10 protein-coding genes are annotated in these 23521 nt (G+C 56.8%); 7 read left to right on the forward strand and 3 right to left on the reverse strand.

What is annotated here, in order from left to right:
* The first annotated feature begins 143 nt into the window (after positions 1–143).
* The 4 genes from E1J53_RS15090 (at position 144) to E1J53_RS15115 (ending at position 15423) form a co-directional block, all read left to right on the forward strand.
* Complete coding sequence (locus tag E1J53_RS15090; RefSeq protein WP_253931836.1) at positions 144–1265, forward strand: HAMP domain-containing sensor histidine kinase; 1122 nt, start codon at positions 144–146, stop codon at positions 1263–1265.
* A 261-nt stretch (positions 1266–1526) separates the two neighbouring features.
* A complete protein-coding gene (locus tag E1J53_RS15105; RefSeq protein ID WP_216650059.1) occupies positions 1527–12506 on the forward strand; it encodes a T9SS type A sorting domain-containing protein in 10980 nt (3659 codons plus the stop codon).
* 592 nt (positions 12507–13098) lie between these two features.
* Positions 13099–14502, forward strand: a complete 1404-nt coding sequence (gene mnmE, locus E1J53_RS15110) for a tRNA uridine-5-carboxymethylaminomethyl(34) synthesis GTPase MnmE (protein WP_134273584.1) — start codon at positions 13099–13101, stop codon at positions 14500–14502.
* A gap of 573 nt (positions 14503–15075) precedes the next feature.
* Positions 15076–15423, forward strand: coding sequence for a hypothetical protein (locus E1J53_RS15115; RefSeq protein WP_134273585.1), 348 nt, complete (start codon positions 15076–15078; stop codon positions 15421–15423).
* A gap of 90 nt (positions 15424–15513) precedes the next feature.
* Here E1J53_RS15115 and E1J53_RS15120 read toward each other — a convergent pair whose 3' ends face one another.
* Positions 15514–16320: a glycoside hydrolase family 73 protein gene (locus E1J53_RS15120; protein ID WP_134273586.1), complete on the reverse strand. Its 807-nt coding sequence runs from the start codon at positions 16318–16320 to the stop codon at positions 15514–15516.
* A 150-nt stretch (positions 16321–16470) separates the two neighbouring features.
* Between E1J53_RS15120 and E1J53_RS15125 the strand changes: the two genes are divergently transcribed.
* Entirely contained in the window at positions 16471–16974 is a 504-nt protein-coding gene (locus tag E1J53_RS15125) for an OmpH family outer membrane protein (RefSeq protein WP_134273587.1), read from the forward strand.
* A gap of 12 nt (positions 16975–16986) precedes the next feature.
* Here the strand turns inward: E1J53_RS15125 and E1J53_RS15130 are convergent, their stop codons facing one another.
* Both E1J53_RS15130 and E1J53_RS15135 read right to left on the reverse strand, forming a co-directional pair.
* Entirely contained in the window at positions 16987–18162 is a 1176-nt protein-coding gene (locus E1J53_RS15130; RefSeq protein ID WP_134273588.1) for a M50 family metallopeptidase, read from the reverse strand.
* A 25-nt stretch (positions 18163–18187) separates the two neighbouring features.
* Positions 18188–19279, reverse strand: a complete 1092-nt coding sequence (locus E1J53_RS15135) for a lysylphosphatidylglycerol synthase transmembrane domain-containing protein (protein ID WP_134273589.1) — start codon at positions 19277–19279, stop codon at positions 18188–18190.
* 343 nt (positions 19280–19622) lie between these two features.
* On the opposite strand from E1J53_RS15135, the gene E1J53_RS15140 reads away from it, so the two are divergent.
* Positions 19623–20177, forward strand: a complete 555-nt coding sequence (locus E1J53_RS15140; protein WP_134273590.1) for a DinB family protein — start codon at positions 19623–19625, stop codon at positions 20175–20177.
* Positions 20178–20649: 472 nt separating this feature from the next.
* Complete coding sequence (locus tag E1J53_RS15145; RefSeq protein ID WP_173021508.1) at positions 20650–23508, forward strand: DEAD/DEAH box helicase family protein; 2859 nt, start codon at positions 20650–20652, stop codon at positions 23506–23508.
* Positions 23509–23521 lie beyond the last annotated feature (13 nt).

A 23521-nucleotide genomic window follows, 5' to 3' on the forward strand; every position in this document is an offset into this window, starting at 1 on the left:
TCATTCAATCCTTCCGTCATTCCATCCGTCAATCCGCGCGAAGCGCAATGCACAGTATTCCGCAAACGTTAACTTTGCGACGTTCGGACAGACGTCCCTCACGTATGAACTTGCTCAATACATCTTCTCGTTGGCCCATTTACATGGCCATTATTGGTCTCAGTATCGTGGTGGCCTCGGTGTGGTACACGAATCAACTGGCCGGAAAACTGTCCCAGACCGAAGAGAACTACGTTCGTCTGTTCGAGCAGGCGATGGAGGACATCAGTAACGTGGCCACGGAGGAAGACCTCCAGAAAAGCATGACGATCCAGCTGGAGATCCTGGAGCGGATGGAAACCGTGCCGAGAATCCTGACGACCCTCCAGGGCGAATACGTGGATGCGATCAATTTTGGCGGGAGGGACCGGGATACGGCCTACATCATGGGGCAGCTGCAAAAAATGATTGCGAGTGGTCGGCCGCCGGTAGTACTGGGCTCCCAGCTCATGTATTTCGGGCAGAGTCAGTTACTTACCCAGTTGCAGTTCTTTCCTTTGATTCAGTTGCTCCTCATCGGCACCTTCATCTTCCTGGGCTACCTGGGCATCAACCAGGCCCGCAAGGCCGAACAAAACCGCGTGTGGGTGGGGATGGCCAAGGAAACCGCCCACCAGCTGGGGACACCGATCAGTGCCATCATGGGCTGGCTGGAGCACATTAAGCTGATGTACGAAGACCAACCCGACATCCTGGAAGTCTCCGACGAAATGGGCAAGGACGTGGAGCGATTGTCCATGGTCGCCAACCGTTTCAGTAAGATCGGGGCGGCTCCGGAACTGGAGCCCGTCAACGTTTTTGCCGAACTGGACAAATGCCGGGAGTACATGGAAAAACGGGCTCCCCGCAAGGTCTCCTTCGATTTTCCCGGACCCACCGATGGCGACATCCGGGCCGCCATCAACCCCCTGCTGTTTGATTGGGTGATCGAGAACCTCCTGCGCAACGCGCTGGACGCCATGGACGGAAAGGGTACCATCAGCGGAAGTGTCCGGGAACTGGAGGATAAAGTCTACATTGATATCTCCGATACCGGAAAGGGGATTGCCGCCAAGAACGTCCGCAAGGTGTTCAACCCGGGATTCACCACCAAGAAGCGGGGTTGGGGACTGGGGCTGAGCCTCGTCAAGCGCATCGTCGAGCAGTACCACCGCGGGAAGATTGCCGTGACGGCTTCCGAGGTAGGGAAGGGGACGACCTTCACCATCACGCTGCCCCGGGCGTAAGTAAGAAATCAGTTCTTTCGTGATGAATCGGCCTTCAATAAACGGCTACTCCGTGCGTGGGGATTCAGGAGGAAATAATGACCTTAAAGAACTGAACGTTGCACAAATACGAATAAGTGTTGTTTAACACTCGAACCAGCACGGGGGCTGATGGATTTCAGTACCTTGTGTTCGATTTCCATGATCCCGTCCTCGGCCGCTCAGAATACTCGACGCCTTCCTCACTCAGCCGTTGACTTTCTCGCTCGATATCCCATCCTCATGAACAGAACTTTACCTTTTTTCCTGCTTGCTTTCCTGGCTTTTCTTGTGCTCGCTCCCTCCGTCGGGGTAGCCCAGGTTGATATGGAAACTGACGGGGAGATTTACGGCTTTGGCTACGATAAGGATGACAAAGTGCGGGACTTCCTGATTCCGAGTGATCATAATTTTCAGACTGGAACCAACCAAATCACCTTCACCCTGCGCGGAGGAGATGGTGGAAGGAGAAAGACTACTTTCTGTATTGAACCGGGAGGTAATGGTGCCCGGGTAACGGCATCCTTCGGGATTGGTTACGGTCCGGGCAAATTAAATCCGGGGGGGACTATCCGGATCATCACGGGGCAACATGGGGGTAACCTTACGGCCGATGGTCTTGCCGGAGTAGGCGGCGGCGGTGGCTCGGCGGTTTTGTATAAGGACCCCGACGTGAGTGGAAATGGAGATTGTCTGAACAACGGAGTAACCGTTCCCAGCATCGAATGGGATTCTACCTGTTGGATCCTTTTGGCGGTAGCTGGCGGTGGTGGTGGCGCTTATGCTTCCATTGGCTGCGCGGAAAACGGTCGGGGTAAACCGGGGAATGCGGGAGAAAATGGAACTGACGGTCGAGGCCCCATTCCTGCTGCGGGCGGAACCGACGGTAATCGTGGCGGGCGACAAAATAATCAGACCTACGAATCCGTAGCAAACAGTGGGGGAGGATATAAAACGCCTAATTTCCAATCATTCGCCGAGGGATACCCAGGCGGAATCGATGGTGGGAGCGGCGGCTTTTCTGATGATTTAATCCGGGTGCGTGGTGGCTTCGGCTACGGCGGTGGCGGTTCTGGAATTCGGGCTGTTTTCATCTACCGCGGTGGCGGCGGTGGTGGCTTTTCCGGAGGAGGGTCCGGTTCTAACGCCGACGGTGGCGGTGGCGGCGGTAGTTTCGCCAATAGCAACGCTGTATTCCGGGACAAACAAGATGGAAACGGTACTGACAACCGTCCCGACGATGGCTATATCACCTACCGCTACGAAACCAACGAAGATCTGTTCGATGCACCGGTGGCCCAATGCCAGGATGTGACCGTAAACGTTACTAATGATGGCACCCGCCTGTCGGCCGATATGGTAGATACGGGCAGTTATGACCCCAACGATCGGCCCATTACTACGCTGGTCTGCCTGGACCAAAATAGTTGTGCCAACGGTATCCTTTTTGACTGTAACGACATCGGCGACGTAGAGCCCTTGTTGCTCAGCGTGAGCAATGGCGTAAAGACCAGTTTTTGTGATTTTACCGCTACCATCGAGGCCGGTGCCGATGGCACCCTGACCTGCCCACCCAACCGAACCTTTGAAATTGGCGCCTGTGATAACCTGATTGATGACGGTTTCCGGGTCGACGAACTTCCCTCCTGCGATGCCGTCTTGGAATATTTCGTTATTTCTCCCGAAGGTGTCGTTGACACGGTAGATGCTCCCGGCAACGAGGGGATTGATGAATACAATTTTTCAGTGGGCGAGAGTACCGTCATCTACCAGGCCAGCTATCTGGACGAGGACGAATTTGAGGCTACCCAAAGTTGTAGCTTCACGGTAACGCTCAACCGGCGCGATGGCTCTAACGAATTGAGGTGCCCTAGCGACGTTAATATTTTTGTCCCGCGGGATGACGTGGTGGACCCCTGTGAACTCTTCGTAGAGGATTCCCCGATCGCCGAAAACCGGGCCAATTTGGACCCCTCCAGTGGCATATGCGGTGACCTCTCTTACTCCATTGTGACGCCCGAGTTAGGGGCAGAACCCGTTACGGGAACGGGAGAACTGCAATCCTTCAGTTTTCCGGAAGGCATTAGTACCGTCACCTACACGCTGGAGGCCCTGCCCGGAGAACCCATCAGAACCTGCTCCTTTACGGTTGAGGTGGAATTACAGGGCGGCAGCGATGCCCCCACGATCACCTGTCCCACCGGGGTAACGGAAATCGAATTATATCAGGGCATCTCCGACGAGGAAATTTTGGAGCAGATCGACTACGTCGCCACCGATGAGTGTATCGTGGTGGAGATCGAAATCCAAGACCTTGACCGTGGTTGTAATGATATCGGTCGAACCCAGAGTAACGTTCGCTTACGGGCTTACGATAATGACGGACGCGATGATTTTTGCAGCCTATCTATCACGACTTCAAGCATACGGGACATTACCTGTCCGGCCGATGTAGTGGTAGATATTGATGCAGGGTGTACGGGAATTGTCGACCCTGAATTGATGCTGCCGCTGGAGTTGCCAGTATGTCCCCTGGATTACACCTATAGTGTTCGCGATAACGAGGGGGCGCAGGTGGCCTCCGGTACCGGGAACCTTCCCGAACTGACGCTGGCGGCCGGAGGCTATGGTGCGAATTATAGTTATGTGGATAGGTCTGGGCCGATTGACGTAATCGCTACCTGTCACTTCAATATCTTGATGCGCCCACAGGATGGCCCCACCGCCGTCTGCCAGGACGTTACGGTGAACCTGAGTGCCCTCGATGATACTACGCCAGCATTGATTGGTGTAAACTCCACCGCCAGCTGCGGCCAAAACCTCAACTTTTCCATTAATCGGGAGCTGGACTGTAACCTGATCGGAATGAATCCCGTCTTCCTTACCGTGGAAGACGAAGTGGGGCAACAGGCTTTTTGCCTTGCTAACCTGACGGTTGTGGACGACGTTCCCCCCACCATCACCGCCTGCCCGGCGAACCGTACCATTGCGGTAGACGGGAACTGCGAAATCACCATCCCGGACCTGACCGGAGAACTTATGGCGACCACAGACTGCGGTAACCTCACCGTCAGCCAACTTCCGGAAGCGGGCACTACGGCCTCCCTTGACGATGGCTCCACCGTATCCGTGGACGTGGTGGTCTTTGACGATTCCGGGCTCACTGGCACGCCACCCTGTACGGTGATCCTTACGCTGGGTGACGTCGACCCGCCCACTGCCATTTGCCAGGATGTGACGGTTGACCTGGACACCAACGGTGCCGGCTCCCTGAGCGTGAACGACGTGGACAACGGTTCCTTGGATGACTGCGGAGCGGTGACGCTATCCTTCGAAGCAAACGCTACGGTAACCAGCCTCGACCTGGGGTGCGACGATGTAGGCTTCTTCTCCCAAACGCTCTACGTTACCGACGAATCCGGTAACCAGAGCAATTGTACCGCTTCGATTACGGTACGGGACCTGATCGCCCCCACCGCCCGCTGCGTTACCGGGCTAAGCGTAAATCTTTCCGACGGAATTTTATTTGGCACTCAGGTTGATAACGGAAGCACCGACAACTGTACGGCGAATGAAGATCTCAGCTTCTTCCTTTTAGCGGCTAGTGTCGGGGGAGCGCCGCTGGGCTCCAGTACTCCGCTTACCTGTTCGCAGGTAGGGGATTTTGAACTAACTCTGGAAGTAAGCGACGAGAACGGCCAGACCAGTTCCTGTAATACTACCGTAGTGGTGGTGGACGATACCGCCCCCACGGCCGTTTGCCAGAACATCACTGTCTACGTGGACGGAGGAGGAAACGCCACCGTGAGCACCGCCGACGTAGACGGCGGCTCTTCGGACAACTGCGGCTCCCTGGAGTACAGTTTTGCACCTGCGTCCGCGCAAAATACCGTTAGCTTCGGTTGTGATGAACTGGGTAGTCAATCCGTTACCCTCTACGTCAGCGACCCCTCCAACAACCAGAGCAACTGCGTAGCCAACGTCATGGTGCGTGATACGGTAAGCCCCGTGGCAAATTGCCAGGGCGGATTGGTAGAGCTGGATGACGACGGAAATGGTAGCCTCCTGGCCGCCGACCTGGACAACGTTAGCTCCGACAATTGCGGGGTGGATTTCCTCAGTTTTGACGCCGCGGGCACCATTGTCAGTAAGGATTATGACTGCGAAAACGTCGGGGACATCAACGACGTCGTCTACGTCACTGACGTCAACGGCAACGTAAGTGCCCCCTGCCCGGTCATCATTACGGTGCGGGACGATATTCTGCCGGAGGTGAGCTGTAACGACATCACTGTCTACCTGGATGAAAACGGAGCAGCTTCCATCGTCCCCGCCGACGTTGGTACGGCGACCGACAACTGTACGGTGACCAGTACCGGCCTGGATCGGATGGACTTTGGTTGCGCGGACGCTCGGCTAACCCTCCCCGTGGAATTCACGGCGGAAGACCCTTCCGGTAACGAAAATTCCTGTATCGCTCAGGTGATGGTCCGGGATACAACTCCGCCGACCCTGGTCTGCAAAAACGATACGGTGCGGATCGGAACGTTTGGTCCCGATAATATCTTCATGGATCTTCAGGATACTTATTCGGTCGATAATGCCATTGTCTCCTTGAGTGATAATTGTGATGAATTTCCAGGGATTTCTCCATTTTTCATTGACTTTGAAGATTGCTCAGACCTGGGGGTACGAACGGTAACCATTACCGCCGAGGATGATAGTGATAATGTCAGCCAGTGCACCTTTGAGCTCCTGGTGCAAGAAGTTTCCCAGCCCGAAGCTCGCTGCCGCCCGGTTACGGTTACCCTGGACGCTAACGGCGGCGGTACGCTCTCGGTTAACGACGTAGACAACGGCTCTTCCGATTTCTGCGGCGTCATCGACCTGAGCTTCGATCCGGAATCCTCCGTCACGGTGCTGACCTACGACTGTAGCGAGGTGGGCACCTTCCCCGTAACGCTCTACGTCACCGATCCCTCCGAAAATCAAAGCAGCTGTGTGGCTAACGTGACGGTAGAAGACGTCACCCCGCCGGTGGCTAGCTGCCCGCCCTCTGCGGTTGTCCGAACTTTTGACGTTCCGGATGGAGGTTCCCTGGTATTACCGGCAGCTCAGCTGGATTTTGGCTCCGGAGCCTCGGATAATTGTTCTCCGCTGACCTTCAGCTACGACGAGGCGGCCACCGAGTTGAGCCGAACCTATACTTGCGAGGATTTAGGGATTTACGAAATTGAATTATTCGTCACGGACGTAGGCGGCAACACCAGTAGTTGTACTAGTAGAATTCGAATTGCGAGTGATGTGCGCCTGACCTGTTCTCAAGACATCACGGTTTTCCTTTCCCAGGAAACCATCACCGTAGAGGAATTCTTTACGGATGCCACCGACAGCTGCTTCCCCGACGAAGATCTTGTGGTTTGTGTGGACCAGCTTGGAGTTCCCGGTACCCAATTCTGTGACGAAAGACCACTCAGTTGTGATGATCTGGGAACCAGTCTTTATCGGGTCAATGCCACCAACGTGAATAACGATCAGGCTAATTGTATTCTCAATTTGACTGTCGTAGATGACATCACCCTGGTCGCGAACTGCCGGGAACAAGTCACCGTGCTCCTGGACGAAAACGGTCTGGGTACCCTAACCGTGGACGAGGTCGATAATGGCTCCACGGCTCCCTGTCCCGGACCCAGCTTTAGCTTTGATCCCCAAACCCCGGTTAATTCTCTGGAGTACGGTTGTGGGGACGTAGGTGAATTGCTGGAAGTGACGTTGTTTATCCGTGACGAAGCAGGAAACCAAACCGGATGTGGTGCCTCCGTGACGGTAATCGACGAGGTTCCGCCGGTGGCCCTTTGTCAGGATATCACGGTGTCATTGGACGAAAACGGCAACGGTACGGCCCTCCCCGGTGAGGTAGACAATAATTCCACCGATGCCTGTGGCATCAATAATGTTGTCTTTACCTCTAACCCGGCCGACGCGGCAAACCAGTTCGCGGAGCTCACCTACGGCTGCGAGGAGGTAGGCGTGAACGAGGTGGTCCTGTTGGTCTTCGACAACAATGGCAACAGCAGTAGTTGCATCGCTACGGTGACGGTGGTAGACGAAGTCCCTCCGATGGCTATTTGCCAGAACATTACGGTTTCCCTGGACGAAAACGGAAACGGTGTTGCCACGCCGGATGAAGTAAACAATGGTTCCAATGACAACTGTGGCATTGATCGCGTCGTCTTCACCTCCAACCCGGCCGACGAAGCCAACCAGTTCACCGAACTTGCCTTCGGCTGCGCGGAGGTGGGCACGAACGAGGTGGTCCTGCTGGTCTTCGACAACAACGGCAACTCCAGCAGTTGCACCGCCACGGTGACGGTGGTGGACGAAGTGCTGCCGGTAGCCCGCTGTCAGGAACTTACCGTTATGCTGGATGCTTCCGGAGACGGGCGCACGAGCGCAGGTGCCGTGGATAACGGATCAACCGATGCCTGCGGCATCGCCAGCCTTGAACTGAGCCAAACCGACTTCAGCTGTGACGACGTCGGCGCGGTCGACGTGGTGCTGACGGTTACGGACGTGAACGATAACGTGAATACCTGCACGGCCGTGGTTACGGTGGGAGACGAGATTCCACCCGTCATCACGACCACACCCCGAACGGTTATCCTCGACGAGAATGGCGTGGCTACGCTTTCGGTCAACGATATTGCCAGCGCCACGGACGCCTGCGGCGTGGCCAGCCTGACGGCCGAGGGGATTGCCGGGCCCATCCAGAACCTGGAAATTACCGACGGTGGTACCGTGCTTAATTTCGGATGCGAAGACATCGGCCTGAACGTCATTCTGGTCACGGCCACGGACGTGAACGGTAACGTAAGTACCGCCGAGGTAAACGTTACGGTGGACTTCGTCCAACCCTTGCTTTCGTGCATCAGCGAACTGACCGTGGCACTGAACGCCAACTGTCAGGCCCAGTTACTCCCCTCCATGGTGCTTACCGGGCAGCGGGTCTGCCTGAGTGCCTTTGAGTTTGAGATTGTGGTGCAGGACGATGATCCTTCCAACGGTCCGATTATTGACGGTTGTGGCCGCTTCGCCTACACCATCGAGAGTGTGGGCACCGGAGCCCTGGAACTCGACTTCCCGGGTTGCTGGGGCTTCGTTACGGCCCTGGACCGGACCCCGCCAGCGGTGGTGGAAACCCCCGATGACGAAGTACTACTCTGTACGGACCTCGGAGCCATCACCCTCACGGCCCTGGCGGCTAACGTCAGCCGCTGTTGGGTGGTGGAGCGAAATGAAGCCGGTGATTTTGAAACGATTGCCAGCACGATGGCGCCCGCCCTACGGGACCGTCTGGATCTGATCGCCGAAGGAGAGGGAACTCCCGTTGTTCCTTCCTTCAGCGACGGTTGCGCGCCAAGACTGCAGGTCTGCGTCAACGATGTGGCTACCTTCGGTGACGACCCCGATTGCGACGAGGTGCTGATTACCCGCACCTTCATCGCCACCGAAATGAGTGATTGCGCCGGCAGTAATGATCCGGCGATTACCTCCTTTGAAATCCGCTTCGTACGTCCTACCCTGGACGATATCGAACCGACCGGTAATGTGCTGGCCGCAGCAACCTTTGAATGCGACGAGGATATTGCCCTGGATGCGAACGGTAACCCCCTGCCCCGGACGAGCGACCTGCCCTTCTTTACTTTCGGAGATCGCACCATCCCATTAGTGGTTAACGAAACGGTTTGTAACCTCGGACTGACCTACGTAGACGGTCCCGCAATCATGAATTGCCCGAACAGCTACACCTTCGTCCGGGTCTACACGGTGCTGGATTGGTGTGCGCCCGGTCCTCCGCTAACCTACACCCAGGTGGTGAAGGTAGAGGACACCACGGCTCCGGTCTTTACGGCTCCCACGCAGGACCGGGACTTTGACGGGGTGATCGACGACGGCCCGCTCGAGTTTGGCACCAACATCGGTGACGAATGTGCGGCCTTCATCCGCCTGGACGATCCGAGCATCGTGCTGACGGATAATTGCAGCGCCGGTATCGAGTTGAAGGCGGACATCTACCCCTTCCAAAATCTTAACGGCGCCCCGATTGGTACCTTCTTCCTGGACCTGGACGACGGTGATGCGGAGCTTGCCGGTCCAATCCCCGCCGGTACACACACCCTGCGCTATACCTATACGGATGATTGTGGAAACAGCGACTTCACCGACGTCACCTTCACGGTTGTTGACCGTACGGCTCCGGTAGCCATCTGCGAGGATGGCCTGAACGTGAGTCTGACTGCGGGTTCCTCCAATGGCGGTCCAAGTACGGGATCAGTGGTGCTGACCCCGGAGATGCTGGACAATGGTTCCTACGATGATTGTAGTGAGGTGACGCTCCGCATCGGCCGCGTCCGCCAATTAGTGGACGGCACCTATGAGCTCCTCCCCGGCGCATCTTATGAGGAGGAACTGTTGCTGACTTGTGCGGATATCGGAAACGTACTGGTCGGCCTGGAGGTCTCCGATGCAGAAGGTAACGTAAACTACTGCTGGCTCGAAGTGCTGGTGGAAGACAAGGCCCGCCCGGTCTGTTTCGCTCCGGCTCCGGTCAACATCAGCTGCATTGCCTACAACGCTGAGCTTCCCGCCGACATCAATGAGGCCACGGATGAGGAGCTGGACGCTGCCTTTGGTGCGGCTACCGGTATCGACAACTGTGAGGTGACGATCACCCAGACGATCAGCGGTGACGTGAACAGCTGTGGTGTTGGCCAGTTTACGCGGGTCTTCACGGCCACGGACGGCCAGGGCCTGACCAACGCTGCTGCCTGTACGCAGCGCATCACGGTCTACGGTATCCACGACTACACGCTGACCTTCCCGCTGGACGCGGAGGCGGACTGTGCGGAGGTCCCCGTGTATGACAGTATCGGCATCGCTGGACGAGCTTGCGATCTCTTCACCATCAACTCCACCGTGGACACCTTCCGCACGACGGGTACGGCGCCCGAGGAATGCTTCAAACTGGAAGTGACTTACGACATCATCAACTGGTGTGAGTACAACAGCATCGGGCAGGCTTACCTGATCCCCCGGGATCGTGAGGGTGACCGCAACCCCGAAACGGAACTGATGTACCTGCACGTACGCCCCTGGGAGGACGTAACGACGACAGCCGACGACATCGCCTGGTTGAGCAAGTTTGCCGACCTGAACTACAACCCCGGCTTCCCGCAGGTTGATATTCTGCTGGACAACGGTGACGACAACGACGGAGACGACGACGATAACGGTAACGACAACATCGACAGCGACGAGTACGCCCAGGATGCTAGCCGCGGCTTCTTCCGCTACGTGCAGTTCATCAAGATCTACGACGAAGTGGAGCCGGTGGTTAACGTCATGGAACCCACCGAGTGCTTCACGGGAATTAGTCCGGACAATTGCGTCGCGGAGGTAACGCTGACCTTCGAGGCCTTCGACGAGTGCTCCGACGTTTCAGTGACCGTTGAGCTTGATGCCGACTACGCCGGTACGCCAGCGGCCTTCGAACGGGCCCGCTTTCTGACGAATAGCGAAGTAGTAGCCAACGGTGACGATACGTACACCGTGCGTCTGAGTGATGTCCCCGTAGGTAACCACGCGCTGCGCATCCGCGCCGGTGACGGTTGTGGAAACTTCGACGTGGACATCCTCGAGTTCTGCGTCACGCCGGACAAGGCACCCACCCCGATCTGTATCCAGACGCTGACGGTCACGCTGATGCCGGACGGTAGCGGTGGTGGCGTGGCGGCCATCTGGGCTACGGACTTCATCGCCTCTGATGTGGTGGATTGCTTCGGCAACGTGATCGACGAGTACAGCATCTACACCGAAGAAGAAGCAACGGAAGCTGGATTCGCTCCTGCCGTTGGCCGTCTGGGCATTGACCTGACGTGTGAAGACTTCGGTGAGGACGTGAGCGTACGGGTGTACGCCATCGACGATGCGGGTAACGCCGACTACTGCTCGGTGGAGGTTGAGGTGCAGGTTTCCGAGGAAGATTTGTGTGAGGAACGTGCTTCAGTAAGTGGTATGATCGCCACCCAGGATGATGATGCCATTGGCGGCGTAGCGGTTACCCTGACCGGGGCCAGTAACATGGACGAAACCGTCATGACCGCAGACAACGGTCAGTATGAATTCGCCAGCCTGGAAATTGGGGGTGATTTCTCCATTTTTGCCGAATACGACGCCGAGTTTGACCTGACGGCAGTTACGGTGACGGATATTGTGGCAATCACGAACCACATCCTGGGATCCAACCTGTTGGATACCGGCTACGACCACGTAGCGGCGGACGTCAATATGGATGCGGAGGTAAATATCTTCGATCTGGTGGCGATGCGCCGGGTAATCCTTGGCCTGGACGCAGAACTCAACGCCGAAGGCATCACCTGGCGGTTTGTGGAAGGGCGTTACAACCTGACCCCCGACAACTGGATGATCACCTTCCCGGAGGTCTACAACGTAAACAACCTGCCGGGTAACCTGCGCGACGGTGATTTTGTGGGCGTTGAGCTGGGTAACGTGGTCCGGCCACGCGGCGGTCGTGCGGCACTGGAACTGAAGGTAGACGACGCCCAACTGGCCGCAGGCCAGACGCATACGATTCAAATCCGTAACGGCGAGCTGGCGGGCTTCCAGGGAACCCTGGAGCTGGACGCCGGCCTGGAATTACTGGACGTGACCTACGATGGCGAAGGAGCGATGAACCTGAACCGCGCCGGTGAGGGAATGATCGCCGTGGCCTTCACCGGGCCGACGTTGATCAGTCTGGAGGTGCGCGCCACCGAGAACCTGCAAGTAGGGGACGTGATCCGGTTGACGGACGCGATCACCTACCGCGAGGGGACGGCCGCCACCGGCGGCGCGGGCGAACTAAGCCTGCACTTCGAGGGAGACTTTGCACCTGCGTTCACGCAAAATGAATTATTCCAAAATACCCCTAATCCGGTATCCGAGACAACTACGATCCGCTTTGAATTGGCCCAGGGCGGTCCCGCTACGCTGACGCTGCGGGATGCCGGCGGTAGGGTAGTGCTGGTGCGTAATCTGGACGCGGTAGCCGGAGCGAACCAACTCGAATTGCTCCGAAGTGATCTGGGCTCCAGCGGCGTGCTGACCTACACGCTGACGGCCGGAGAATTCATTGCCACGAAGAAAATGGTAGTGTTGCGGTAAACCCATCCTGGACACAACTTCCTGACCTGGCGGCCCCATCGGAACAATCCGGTGGGGCCGTTTTTGTGTTTTGAGGGAGAAGGGTAAAAGCTTGACGTATAGATACGTCTATACGCCGGAAAATCGCGCATCACCTCGCTCCTCCACCGGATTAGTGTTGGGTGCAGCAGTATGGTCATATAGAGCAGCTGGTTTTTGAAATGCTGCGTAAATATGTAGAAGTACGACAAAGGTGGAAAACCGGAGCAGATGCACCAATTCAGGTTCTATTACAACGCATCTGTTTTTTAACTACCCCTGGGGTTCTGCGTAGATATGTAGAAGTACGACAAAAGTGGAAAAGCTGGAGTAAGTTGCGCCGCCCCGATACCTCAGATCCTACTCCGCCACATCCGGTTTTCGGGGCTGGATTTCGGGTTGTTACGTAAATATGTAGAAGTACGACAATTCTGGTTTTTGTTCTTACCGCCCATCCAATTCCTTCCTCCCCGCCGAGCACCCCTGAATGGCCCAAACCTACCCAGCTGGCTCGATATTTAGGGGAATAGCCCGAAGGGGAAGTCACCACCAGTTAGCAGTATCTTTGCCGCCCATGCTGCATCAAGAAATCATCGTTGCGATCGCCACCCCGCCCGGAGAAGGAGCCATCGGGGTCATCAGACTTAGCGGCGCGGGCTGCATCGAGCTCCTCGATCCCTTTTTTTCCGCCCGGCCACTGGTCGAAGCCAAACCGCGTTACGCCTATTTCGGTTTGTTGACGGACCGTGATGGACAACCGGTTGACGAAGTGGTGCTCACCCTCTACCGTGCGCCCGCTTCCTACACGGGTGAAGATGCCGTAGAAATCAGTTGTCACGGAAGTCCCTATATTCTCAGTCGGGTCGTTCAGCTGTGCATTGATGCCGGGGCCCGCAGTGCCCGGCCGGGAGAATTCAGTCAACGTGCCTTTTTGAACGGGAAGCTGGATCTGAGTCAGGCCGAAGCGGTGGCCGACTTGATTGCCAGTCAGTCCGCAGCGGCGCACCGGATTGCTCTGGGGCAATTGCGGGGGGGAGTAAGTAACGAGATCAAGGAGCTACGGCAGAAACTCATCGATTTTGCCAGTTTAATTGAATTAGAGCTTGATTTTTCCGAAGAGGATGTGGAATTCGCCGACCGGGGCCAACTCAAGGAACTGGTGTTGCGGATTCGGGAGCGGATTAAGGCACTAACCACCTCCTTTAAGCTGGGAAATGCGATTAAAAAGGGTATCACCACCGTGATTGCCGGCCGCCCGAATGCCGGGAAGAGTACGCTCCTGAACGCCCTGCTGAACGAGGAACGGGCCATCGTCTCCAACGTGCCCGGCACCACCCGGGACACTATTGAAGAAAACCTGGTCATCGGCGGAGTAAACTTCCGCTTAATCGACACCGCTGGTATCCGGGAAGCCAGCGATGCCATCGAGGCGATCGGGGTGGAAAGGGCCCTGGAAAAGGTGAAGAGCAGCCAGGTACTCCTGTACGTTTTTGACGTCATTGAAACCAGCCCGGAAGTACTGCAGGCGGACCTCGACCGACTCTACAAGGAAGACTTACAGTTGGTGGTGGTGGCCAACAAGATGGACCTGAACCCTTACACCAAATTCGACCACTATTTTGGCGAACAGTACGGTGGTAAATGGACCGTATCCAAAGACCGATTCGTGCCGATTGTGGCTAAATCCAGAAGTAACCTGGCGTATCTGGAAGAAACCATGCTCGCCGCCGCTACGGGTGGTCAGGGCGCGCTCGAAGAGCAGGCGGTAATCTTAAGCAACGCCCGGCACTACGACGCGCTGCGGCGGGCAGACGAAGCGCTGGAGCGGGTACTCCAGGGACTGGATACAGGACTGAGCCAGGATTTCGTGGCCATGGATATTCGCCAAAGCCTGAGAGAATTAGGCGAAATAACGGGAGAAATCACTACGGATGACCTGCTGGGGAATATCTTCTCAAACTTCTGTATTGGAAAGTAAGGGGCAATTTTATTGACCGTTTACCGCTGGATTTACCCCGATCCGTAAAAAAATGACACTTAGGAAACTTTTTTTTACGCTTCTGCTGTTGTCGAATTCCATCACTCTTCTGCGTGCATTTGTCGCATGATAAAATCAAATATGCGATGAGGGATGCTGAATTGGACTGTTTTGTAACCAAATAGTTTATGTTTTGCTGCCTGGATCTGGCTTTTCTATGCTTTTGGGGACTGGCCTAAGGCTTTAGTTTATAAGAACTTATGGCTAGTTTTGTGTTATAGGTATGTATTCAAACTACCCGCCCATCTATTCTCTCTTGAAAATCGGGCGTACACAAACAAAGGTTGCATAACGTGAAATTCGGATCTAATTCAGCATATCGTAACTACCCCGGTAGCCATTTAGCTAGCGCGGCAGGTAATCCTATTCGGTTTGCAAACCATACTCCAGTGGTGCCCTCAAGAGCAGAGCAATTAGGAATGACCGAAGCAGAGTACGAGAAATACGTTGCTGCTAGAAAAGAGTCCCTAGGTGCCTGTGAAGAATACTTAGCCTTTTACACCCAACTCGCTAATGCCCCAATTTCAGTTTGAGAGCTTTCACGTCTATGAACTAATTCCAGGAGCTCCCGATCACTTTGTTTTAAGCATAATTTCCACTCACTACGTTCGACAATCCGAGATAGAATACGTCACGATTATCCCACTGCGTGATTCATCAATATCTCCTCAGGATCCACTCCGCGTCAAAATTGATCCGAGACGCAATCCGGACATCCATCTTCCCAAACCATTGTATGCTTTTGTTGATGTCGTGCAGTCGCTGCCCGAACGCATCTTCGTTCGCCACGACTACGGCAAAATTGCCGAATCTGAGATTCGGGAAATCCGGGAAAAGCTTGGTGGCTGGTTAGCCATCTAATAAAGAAAAAGACCCGCCCCCAAATCGGGAGGGCGGGCCGTTACACTCAAAACGTCAAACCTAGTTTCTTGGGGTCGTGGGGACCGGTGCCTACTTGGCGGGTAAGTAATCATGCGTGGGGTGATGCTGGGTAAATAGGGCATCGTAGCGATGCAGCTCCAGGTCCTTGATCATGGCGATGAGCTTTCCGGCGTACCGCGGATCAGTGGCGTACCCGGCCTTGGAAAGCCCCCTGGCCCAGGATTGGTAATCCGTGATGGGAAGGTCAAACAACTTGCGGTAACGATCCTTCATCAAAACGTTGGAATGTGCGCGATAGCTTTCTTCTGGGGTACCGAAAATGCGGAAGAAGTCCTTGTGGTGGTCATCGCTGTGGTTGGAGCAGTGCCCCTTATGACATTTCTTACTGAAGCACTTGATCCCGAAATGGTTGTTGTTTTTCCGCGCCAGCGAACTGCGGCCAGTCCCACTCTCCAGTAATCCCTGCGCCAGGGTGATGCTGGCGGGAATGCCGTGTTTCTCCATTTCCTCCAGCGCCACTTCCCGGTACTGCTCCACGTAGGCGAGCTGCTTGAGTTGCCGTTCGGTCCACTCCCGCTTCGGGGCTTCGTAGGCGGCCAGTAAGGCCTGGCTACCGTCCGCAGCCACGGCACCTGCGGTGAGCGCCCCCGACGAATCATCAAGGTCCTGAAAGACGGTGTGCTCGTTGATCTGCAAGAACCCCGCCGGATTGATCGTCAGCGAGAAGCTGAACTCTTTGCGGGTGAGGAGCAAGCACAAGCAGCACAGCACGACCAACTTCGTCCACGGACTGGTGAACTGCCGGTGAATTCTCCGGTAAACCTCCTGGAAGAAGAGCTTCCAGCCGGCGGGGATGGGCAATTGTGCGTACTTCATTTTACTTGCTTTGGGATGGCAAGTTACGGGGAATTGTTTTAAAAAATAAAATTTAAAACAAATAAAGTTGAAAATTCTTTTAACGCTTCCTTAAAACCCGGAAGAGCATTGTCAGATTACCTTTGCGCGGCAATAAATGTCAAGCTTCCTATGATGCGTTTTTCTTTCCTCTTTTGTTTTCTCCTCCTGCTGGGAGGCGCCGTCCAGGCCCAGGAATATGCTTACCTCAATTTTGGCAACTTGCTGGCCAGTATGCCGGAAAGCAAAGCTGCTGATGACTCTCTGGGGGCCTATCAGGCTAAGCTGGAGGCAGACCTGGTGGCCATGGCCGAGAAGTTTGAAAAGCGCTACAAGGAAGTAGAAGCGCTGGCGGCCACCACTGCTCCCGTGAAGATGCGGGAATACGAGGCCGAACTGCAAAAGCTGCAGCAGACCGCCATCCAGTTTGAACAATCCATCCCGAATCAGCTACAGGCCAAACGGGCGGAATTGCTGGGTCCCATCGTTGAACGCGCCCGGAAAGCAATTGACGAAGTGGCCGAGGCTCGCAACATCAAAATGGTGTTCGATGGATCGATCTTCAACGCGCTCCTCTACACCCAGGAGGTCAATGACCTCATGCCGGCCGTCAAGGAAAAACTGGGTATCGAGTAGCGGACGTCCGCGCTAGTCTTCCCGACCAATTAGTTCGAGGAACCGCCGCCGGACTCGCCGGGGCCAGGTATTGAGCAGGCCAATGACGTCTTCGGTGAAAACGTAGCCGATTACCCGCTCATTGGTGGTGTGCACGCTTGCTCCGTAAACGTTGCTGGCAACGATTCGCTCCGTAATGGTCAGCAGGTCCTCTTCTGGCTTAGCGGTAACGAATTCTGCTTCGGTAAAGGCTCGTAGAGGGACCCGGTCATCGTGCGCTTCCTCCTCCAGCAATCTTCGTTCAACGAAGCCTACCTGAACGTTCCAGTTGTCAAATACGGGCAGTACGGGCCACTCCGTACGGGCAAACTGCGCCTTCGCCTTACTCACCCGATCACTGGCGTACAGTCGGGTGGCGAGTACGCCTTCCTTATCCGCCGGTTCCGGGCGAAGGACGCGCCCGATGCCCAGTTTGGCCAGCCGGCGGCGTTGCCAGCCGCGCCGGTATTCCATGATGGACAGGACGACAATGAACCCTCCGCCTGCGGCCAGCAAAAAGTCATTGATGCTGATGCCCGCCAACAGGAGGACGATGCCGATTACGACCCCCAGTCCGGTAACGATGACCGTCGCGGGACGATCCCCCAGCGGATTTCGGAGCAGCGCCCGGAGGATGCGCCCTCCGTCCAGGGGGTAGGCCGGCAACAGATTGCCGGCCGCCAGGACGAGGTTGACCGCTACGGAAAGTCCCAGCAGCTGATCCACCCGGCTCGGTACCAACACCAGGTTGCCGAAGGGATTGAGGTAATACTTTAACAGCAGGGAGCCCTCCGGCCGGGACAGCAGCAGCGGTAGCGCAATGCCCGCCAGCGCAATGTTGGCCAGTGGCCCGGCGGCATAGATCAGGACTTCGTCAATGGCCCGACTCGGACTTTCGGGCAGGTAGGCCCCACCACCAAGGGGGAAAAGAATGATTTTCTCCGCCACGACCCCCCGATTACGGGCGGCCAGGGCGTGGCCGAGTTCGTGAATCAGCACGAACAAAAAGAGCAGTACCGCAATGCTTACCCACCAACTGACCGACGCCCACTGAATACCGTAGCCCGGCCGGTAGGCGAGGTAGATGATCAGTCCGGGAACGACCAGGAAGGTCCAGTGTAAATCCACGGGAACCCCAAAGATGCGGCCGATACGGTAGGAACGAAACATGGAGAGATAAGGTGCGGCGGGGGGATTAGTTCAGTACCTCGCCCGGAGCCGCTTCGGTTCCGGGGGGTAGCGGATGGTAGTGCCGGTTGATTCTGGGCAGTACCAGCAGGGCAATCAGCCCGATCAGCACGTTGCAGCCGATGTTGATGGAAAAGAAGGCAATGTTGGCCCAGCTGAAGCCGTCCTGACCGGGAACGCCGTAAAGCTCCAGGGCATTCTGGGTCATGAAGTGATAACTGCCCATTCCTCCCGGACTCGGCACTACGATTCCCCAGCCCCCGGCGACGAAAGTAACCAGGGCGGCCACCAGGCCAAGTCCGGCGGTGGGCTCGAAGGCCAGAAAGACAAAGTAGGTCATCAGGAAGTACATCGCCCAGATGTTGATACTGTGCAGGATGAATAAGGCCGGACTTTCCACCTTTCCGATGGTCCGCATACCCTCCACAAAACCATTGATGATGCCGAAGATTTTACCGCCGATTGGGGTCGCGGCAATCCGTTTTCGTTGCCACCACACCAGGGCAAGCCCCAGCAGCCCCAGGACGCCTCCGATGATGATCAGGTTTTGTAAACCCCCGATGCGATCGCCCAGGCTGGCGTTCTCCAGCAGCCAGTTCCAGAGGGTTTCCCGGCCCAGGTAAAGGCCCAGGGCCGTGAGCAATAGCAGGCTGATGACGTCCACCATGCGGCCCACCACCACCGTGCCGATCACGCGTTCCAGACTGATGTTTTCGTAGCGGGCCATCGCGGCCGGACGGGCAATTTCTCCCAGTCTGGGAAAGCCGAGATTGGCAAAGTAGCCCAGATTAATGGTCAGAAAGGCGTTGATCAGCCGGGGAGTACTGCCGAAGGTCCGCAGCATCATGTTCCAGCGAATGGCCCGACTCAGGTTACTCACGCTGAAGGCCACCAGTGTCAGCCCCAGCCACCAGAAATTAGCTCCCCGGAAGTCGGCAATGACCTTGTCCACCAGGCTGCACTCGGCTTCGGGAATGCCCCGCAGGGCACAGTCTTCCAGGTAGGCCGTTTGCTGATAGTAGTACACGAGGTAGAGGATGCCAAAACCAAGTCCGACGAAAAGCAGGAACTTGAGGCCGTTAACCACGGATTGCTTCATGGGGCAAAGGTAGATAAGGTTTAAGGATCGATGGATGAATGAAGGAAGGATTGAAGGGGAGGCGGCCCCGAGTTTTGCTTCGCAGCTACCTTCGGTGGTCGCAAGGCTCGTCGGGATCGTTAATTTCTAAGGAATTGCAACGATGTATGTAGCGAAGCGGAATACTCGGCGCTGACGGTTTCGGTAAGCCTGACGGAAAGTATTACGGTGGAGGCCTTATGGGGTGCATCACTTGGGCAACGGCGTGCAGGTGCCAGGCCAATGGGAAATGCAAAAAAGAACCACCCGTAAACGGTCCGCCTTGGCTACGGCGTTAAGCAATAGACGTCAAAAACCACCCATTATGTTGCCTCGCTCCGCGCTCTTTTTTCTCTTGTTGTTAGGATGCCTGCCCCTTCGTGCTCAAACCATCAAAGCCCCGCGGGGCTATTCCCCGCAAATTGGCACCACGGTGGCCATGCTCGAAGACCTCAAGCGTCGGGTGACGAACAGCGTTGCGAACCTGAATCAGGAAGAAGTGGATTTTCTACTGGACGAGGAAGCAAACCGCATCGGTGCCCTGATCCTCCACCTGGCCGCCACCGAGCGCTACTACCAGGTATATACTTTCGAAAACCGGGGGTTCAACGCGGAGGAAGGCAAGCGGTGGAACGTAGCGATGAACCTGGGCGATCGCGCGCGGACCACGCTGAAGGGAAAACCCATCACTTACTACCTCAACGTTTGGGACGAAGTCCGCAAAGAAACCCTTCGCCTGCTGAAAACGCGTGATGACGAATGGTTTGCCGCTAAGGTCCGCGGGAGTAACATGAATAACCACTGGGCCTGGTACCACGTCATGGAACACCAGGCCAACCACATGGGACAAATTCGGCTACTGACCAAGCGGATGCCCTAGTTTGCCAGGTCGTCACACGCATTTTACGCGGCGCAGCCGCGACGGCTCGTCCGACGTAGGCTGTTCATTTTGTAAAAATTAAGAGGCTCCTTAGAACCGAGACCTCGGAGCAGCAACCGGCCCAACGGCCCCGCGAAGACAGCTCCGAGGACCGGCATTACTACTTTCCGTAGAGCGCTCCTCGGAGCTGTCGAGTGTAACGAGCTGCTCCGAGGTGTCGCGAAAGTTCATACTGAACAGCCTACGTCCGACGACTTTCGGGCATATCGTTAAAAGAAATAAGGGTTTGGCTCGCCGATACCCTCCGAGCGGTGACGATAATATGCTGACCAACTCAATCGCTTTCGGCACCGGGCAACGGTACGGAAAGCCGCAACCTCCGTCCGTCGACCTCCGCCCCGGGAAATCGAGTTTTCTTCTTGTTTTGTCGAGGGAGGCAGCGGTGAATCGCCGGGCTGATTATATTGGGAGCATGAAAATGAACACCCTAAAATTTCGTTATCCCTGGCGCGACTACCAGGCGCGCGTGCTGGACCATCTTCCCCTCTACCGGGAAGACGGCCGTATCCACGTGGTGGCGCCGCCCGGAGCGGGAAAAACGGTGCTCGGACTGGAAATCGTTCGCAGGATCGATAAGCCCGCCCTCATTCTGGCCCCCAGCCTCACCATCCGCGCCCAGTGGGCGCAGCGCTTCTGTGATGACTTCGGGGCCGAACCCTACCTCATTTCCCACGACCTGGAGCAACCCGGGGATTTGACCATCGTAACCTACCAGGCCGTATTCGAGTACGTCAAGCGAAACGGCGTTAAGGACCTGGACTGGGTAGAACTACTGGTCGTGGATGAATGCCATCACCTGCGCAATGAATGGTGGAAAGTTCTCGACGCCCTGACCCAGGAACACTCTCCGGAGCTGGTGGCCCTCACGGCTACGCCGCCCTACGACGTCAGCGGCATCGAGTGGCGTCGTTACCACAGCTTTTGCGGCGAGATTGACGAGGAGATCAGCATTCCGGAACTGGTCGCCAGCGGCGACCTCTGTCCCCACCAGGATTACCTCTATCCCGTCCTGCCCCCCGCCGGGGAGGCGGCGGTGATGCAAGACTGGCAGGACCGCCAGCGGGAATTGCTGGAGGCCATGCACGAGCGATCCGCTCTAGCGCTCTTCGTGCGGGAGCACCCCTGGTTGTCGGAGCCGGAGCAGCACTACACGGATATCTTCGAGCGGCCGGAATACTTCACGGCACTGCTGAGTGTGTTGCGGGCGCAGGGCAGCGAGCCGCCCGTGGCGGCGCTGGGTGTCCTGCACGGCGAGGCCACCCTGGCACCGCCCCTGGATACCTACTGGGCGACGGTCTTTCTGCAGCGTGCGCTCCGGGAAGACCCCTACTTCGCCACGGAAGAAGGCAAAAGTATGCTGCGCCCCTTCCGGCGCATCATTACCACCATGGGCGCCTGGCACCAGGGAAAGCTCTACCTGGACAGCCCCCTGCCACCCCAGAAGAAATCCGTGGCGGAACTGGCCAGCCCCCGGGCGAAGCTTCAGGCACTGGTAGACATCGCCCGCTTCGAAAGTGAAGACATGGGCGCGGACTTACGGATGGTGATGCTGACCGATCATATCTACCCGGAACTGTTGCCCACCACGGAACATGACCGAACGGAGCTCACCAAAATGGGTACGGTACCCGTCTTCGAGGCGCTCCGCCGGGAAAGCAAGAACACCCTTTTTGAGGACGAGCTCTGCCTGCTGACGGGTAGCCTGGTCATCATTCCGAAGTCGGCCAAAAATCGCCTGCTGGAGTTGGCCAACGACGAGTTGCCCGACGATAAGGTGCTCCGCACCGAGCCCCTCTTTCCGGGCTCCAACTACCTCAAGGTCAATACCGGCGGTATTGCGAACAAGTACTCCGTCAGCTGGATCACCCAGCTGTTTACCGAAGGGGAGTTCCGCATCATCATTGGCACCAAGAGCCTCCTGGGGGAGGGTTGGGATGCGCCGGTGATCAACAGCCTCGTGCTGGCCAATACGGTGGGTAGTTTCGTACTCAGCAACCAGATGCGCGGGAGGGCCATTCGTACGGTTCGTGACCAGCCCAACAAGACGGCCAATATCTGGCACCCGGTGGTGGTCCACCCCGGTGTCCGCCAGGGCGGCCCCGACGTCCAGCGGCTCCGCAGACGGTTTCGGGCCTTCGCCGGTCCTCGCCTGGACGACAAGCCCGTGATCCAGAACGGACTGGATCGTTTTGGCGTCGACTGGAACGAGAGCACACCCCAGAAAATGGAGTTGGTGCGCGACCGCGCCAAGGGCGCGGCCACCCGCCGTGAGCAACTCGTAGCGGCCTGGAACCGGGCCCTGGCCACGGGATCCCAGCTCGTGGAGGCCATCAAGCCACCCACCGTGCGGCACTACGAGCGGAAAGATCCGCTGACGCTCCACTACAAGGAGAGCATCGACCGCTACTTTGAGCAGGATTATCGCCTGGCCCTCCTGGAAATCAAGCGGGCCACCCTGCTGGCCTTTGCGGCGGCGGCGATTACGACCCTGCTGCCCTTTAACCAGTTGGCGACCATCGTCGGGCTGGTGCTGGCGCTGGGGTGCCTGATTCCGGTGCTCCTGCGATTTCGGACCATGCACCAGCGGGCCCTCGCCCTGCAACTGGCCGAACGCCACGAAGCGATTTACGCCCGGGAGTTGAAGCTGCCCCCTTACCTGTACTATCCGATCGGATTGTCCATCCTGCCCGCGATTTTCAATCCCATGTCCTTTGCGGTTTTCTGGGTGGTCGCCCTGGGCTGGCTGGCGGGCTATCTGCTGCTCAATCCCGGAAGATCCATGGCCGAAGCCACGCGGCGGTTTGAACTACTGGCCGATACCCGGTCGCGCCTGGAAACCTACGGCCGGGCCCTGGCGGCGAGCCTGCGGAAGGCCGGACTCTTCCACTCCGCAACCGAAGACCAACTTCGGCTGGAGGAGGACGGGGAGGAAATGTTCCTCTACCTGAGCGACGCCGAGCACCACGATACCCAGCTATTCGCCGGCGCGCTGGCCGAGCTGATGTCTCCCGTAGACAATCCGCGCTACCTGCTGCGGCTGGATTTGCCCGACGACTGGACCAAGGGAGAATACTTCCTCTCCGTCCCGTCCGCCCTGGGCAATAAACAGGGCGCGGCCGATCTGGCGGAGCGGCTCGGGGAGGTCGTGGAACATGACTTCGACACCATTTACACCCGCGAACCCACCGGGCGACTGCACCTGCTCACCGCCCGCCTCCAGGCCAGCGGTAAAACCGAAGAAGTCGCCGAACGCGATATGCTGTGGCGATAATTATTAAAACCTG

The sequence above is a fragment of the Lewinella sp. W8 genome (assembly GCF_004375085.3).
GTDB lineage: Bacteria > Bacteroidota > Bacteroidia > Chitinophagales > Saprospiraceae > Neolewinella.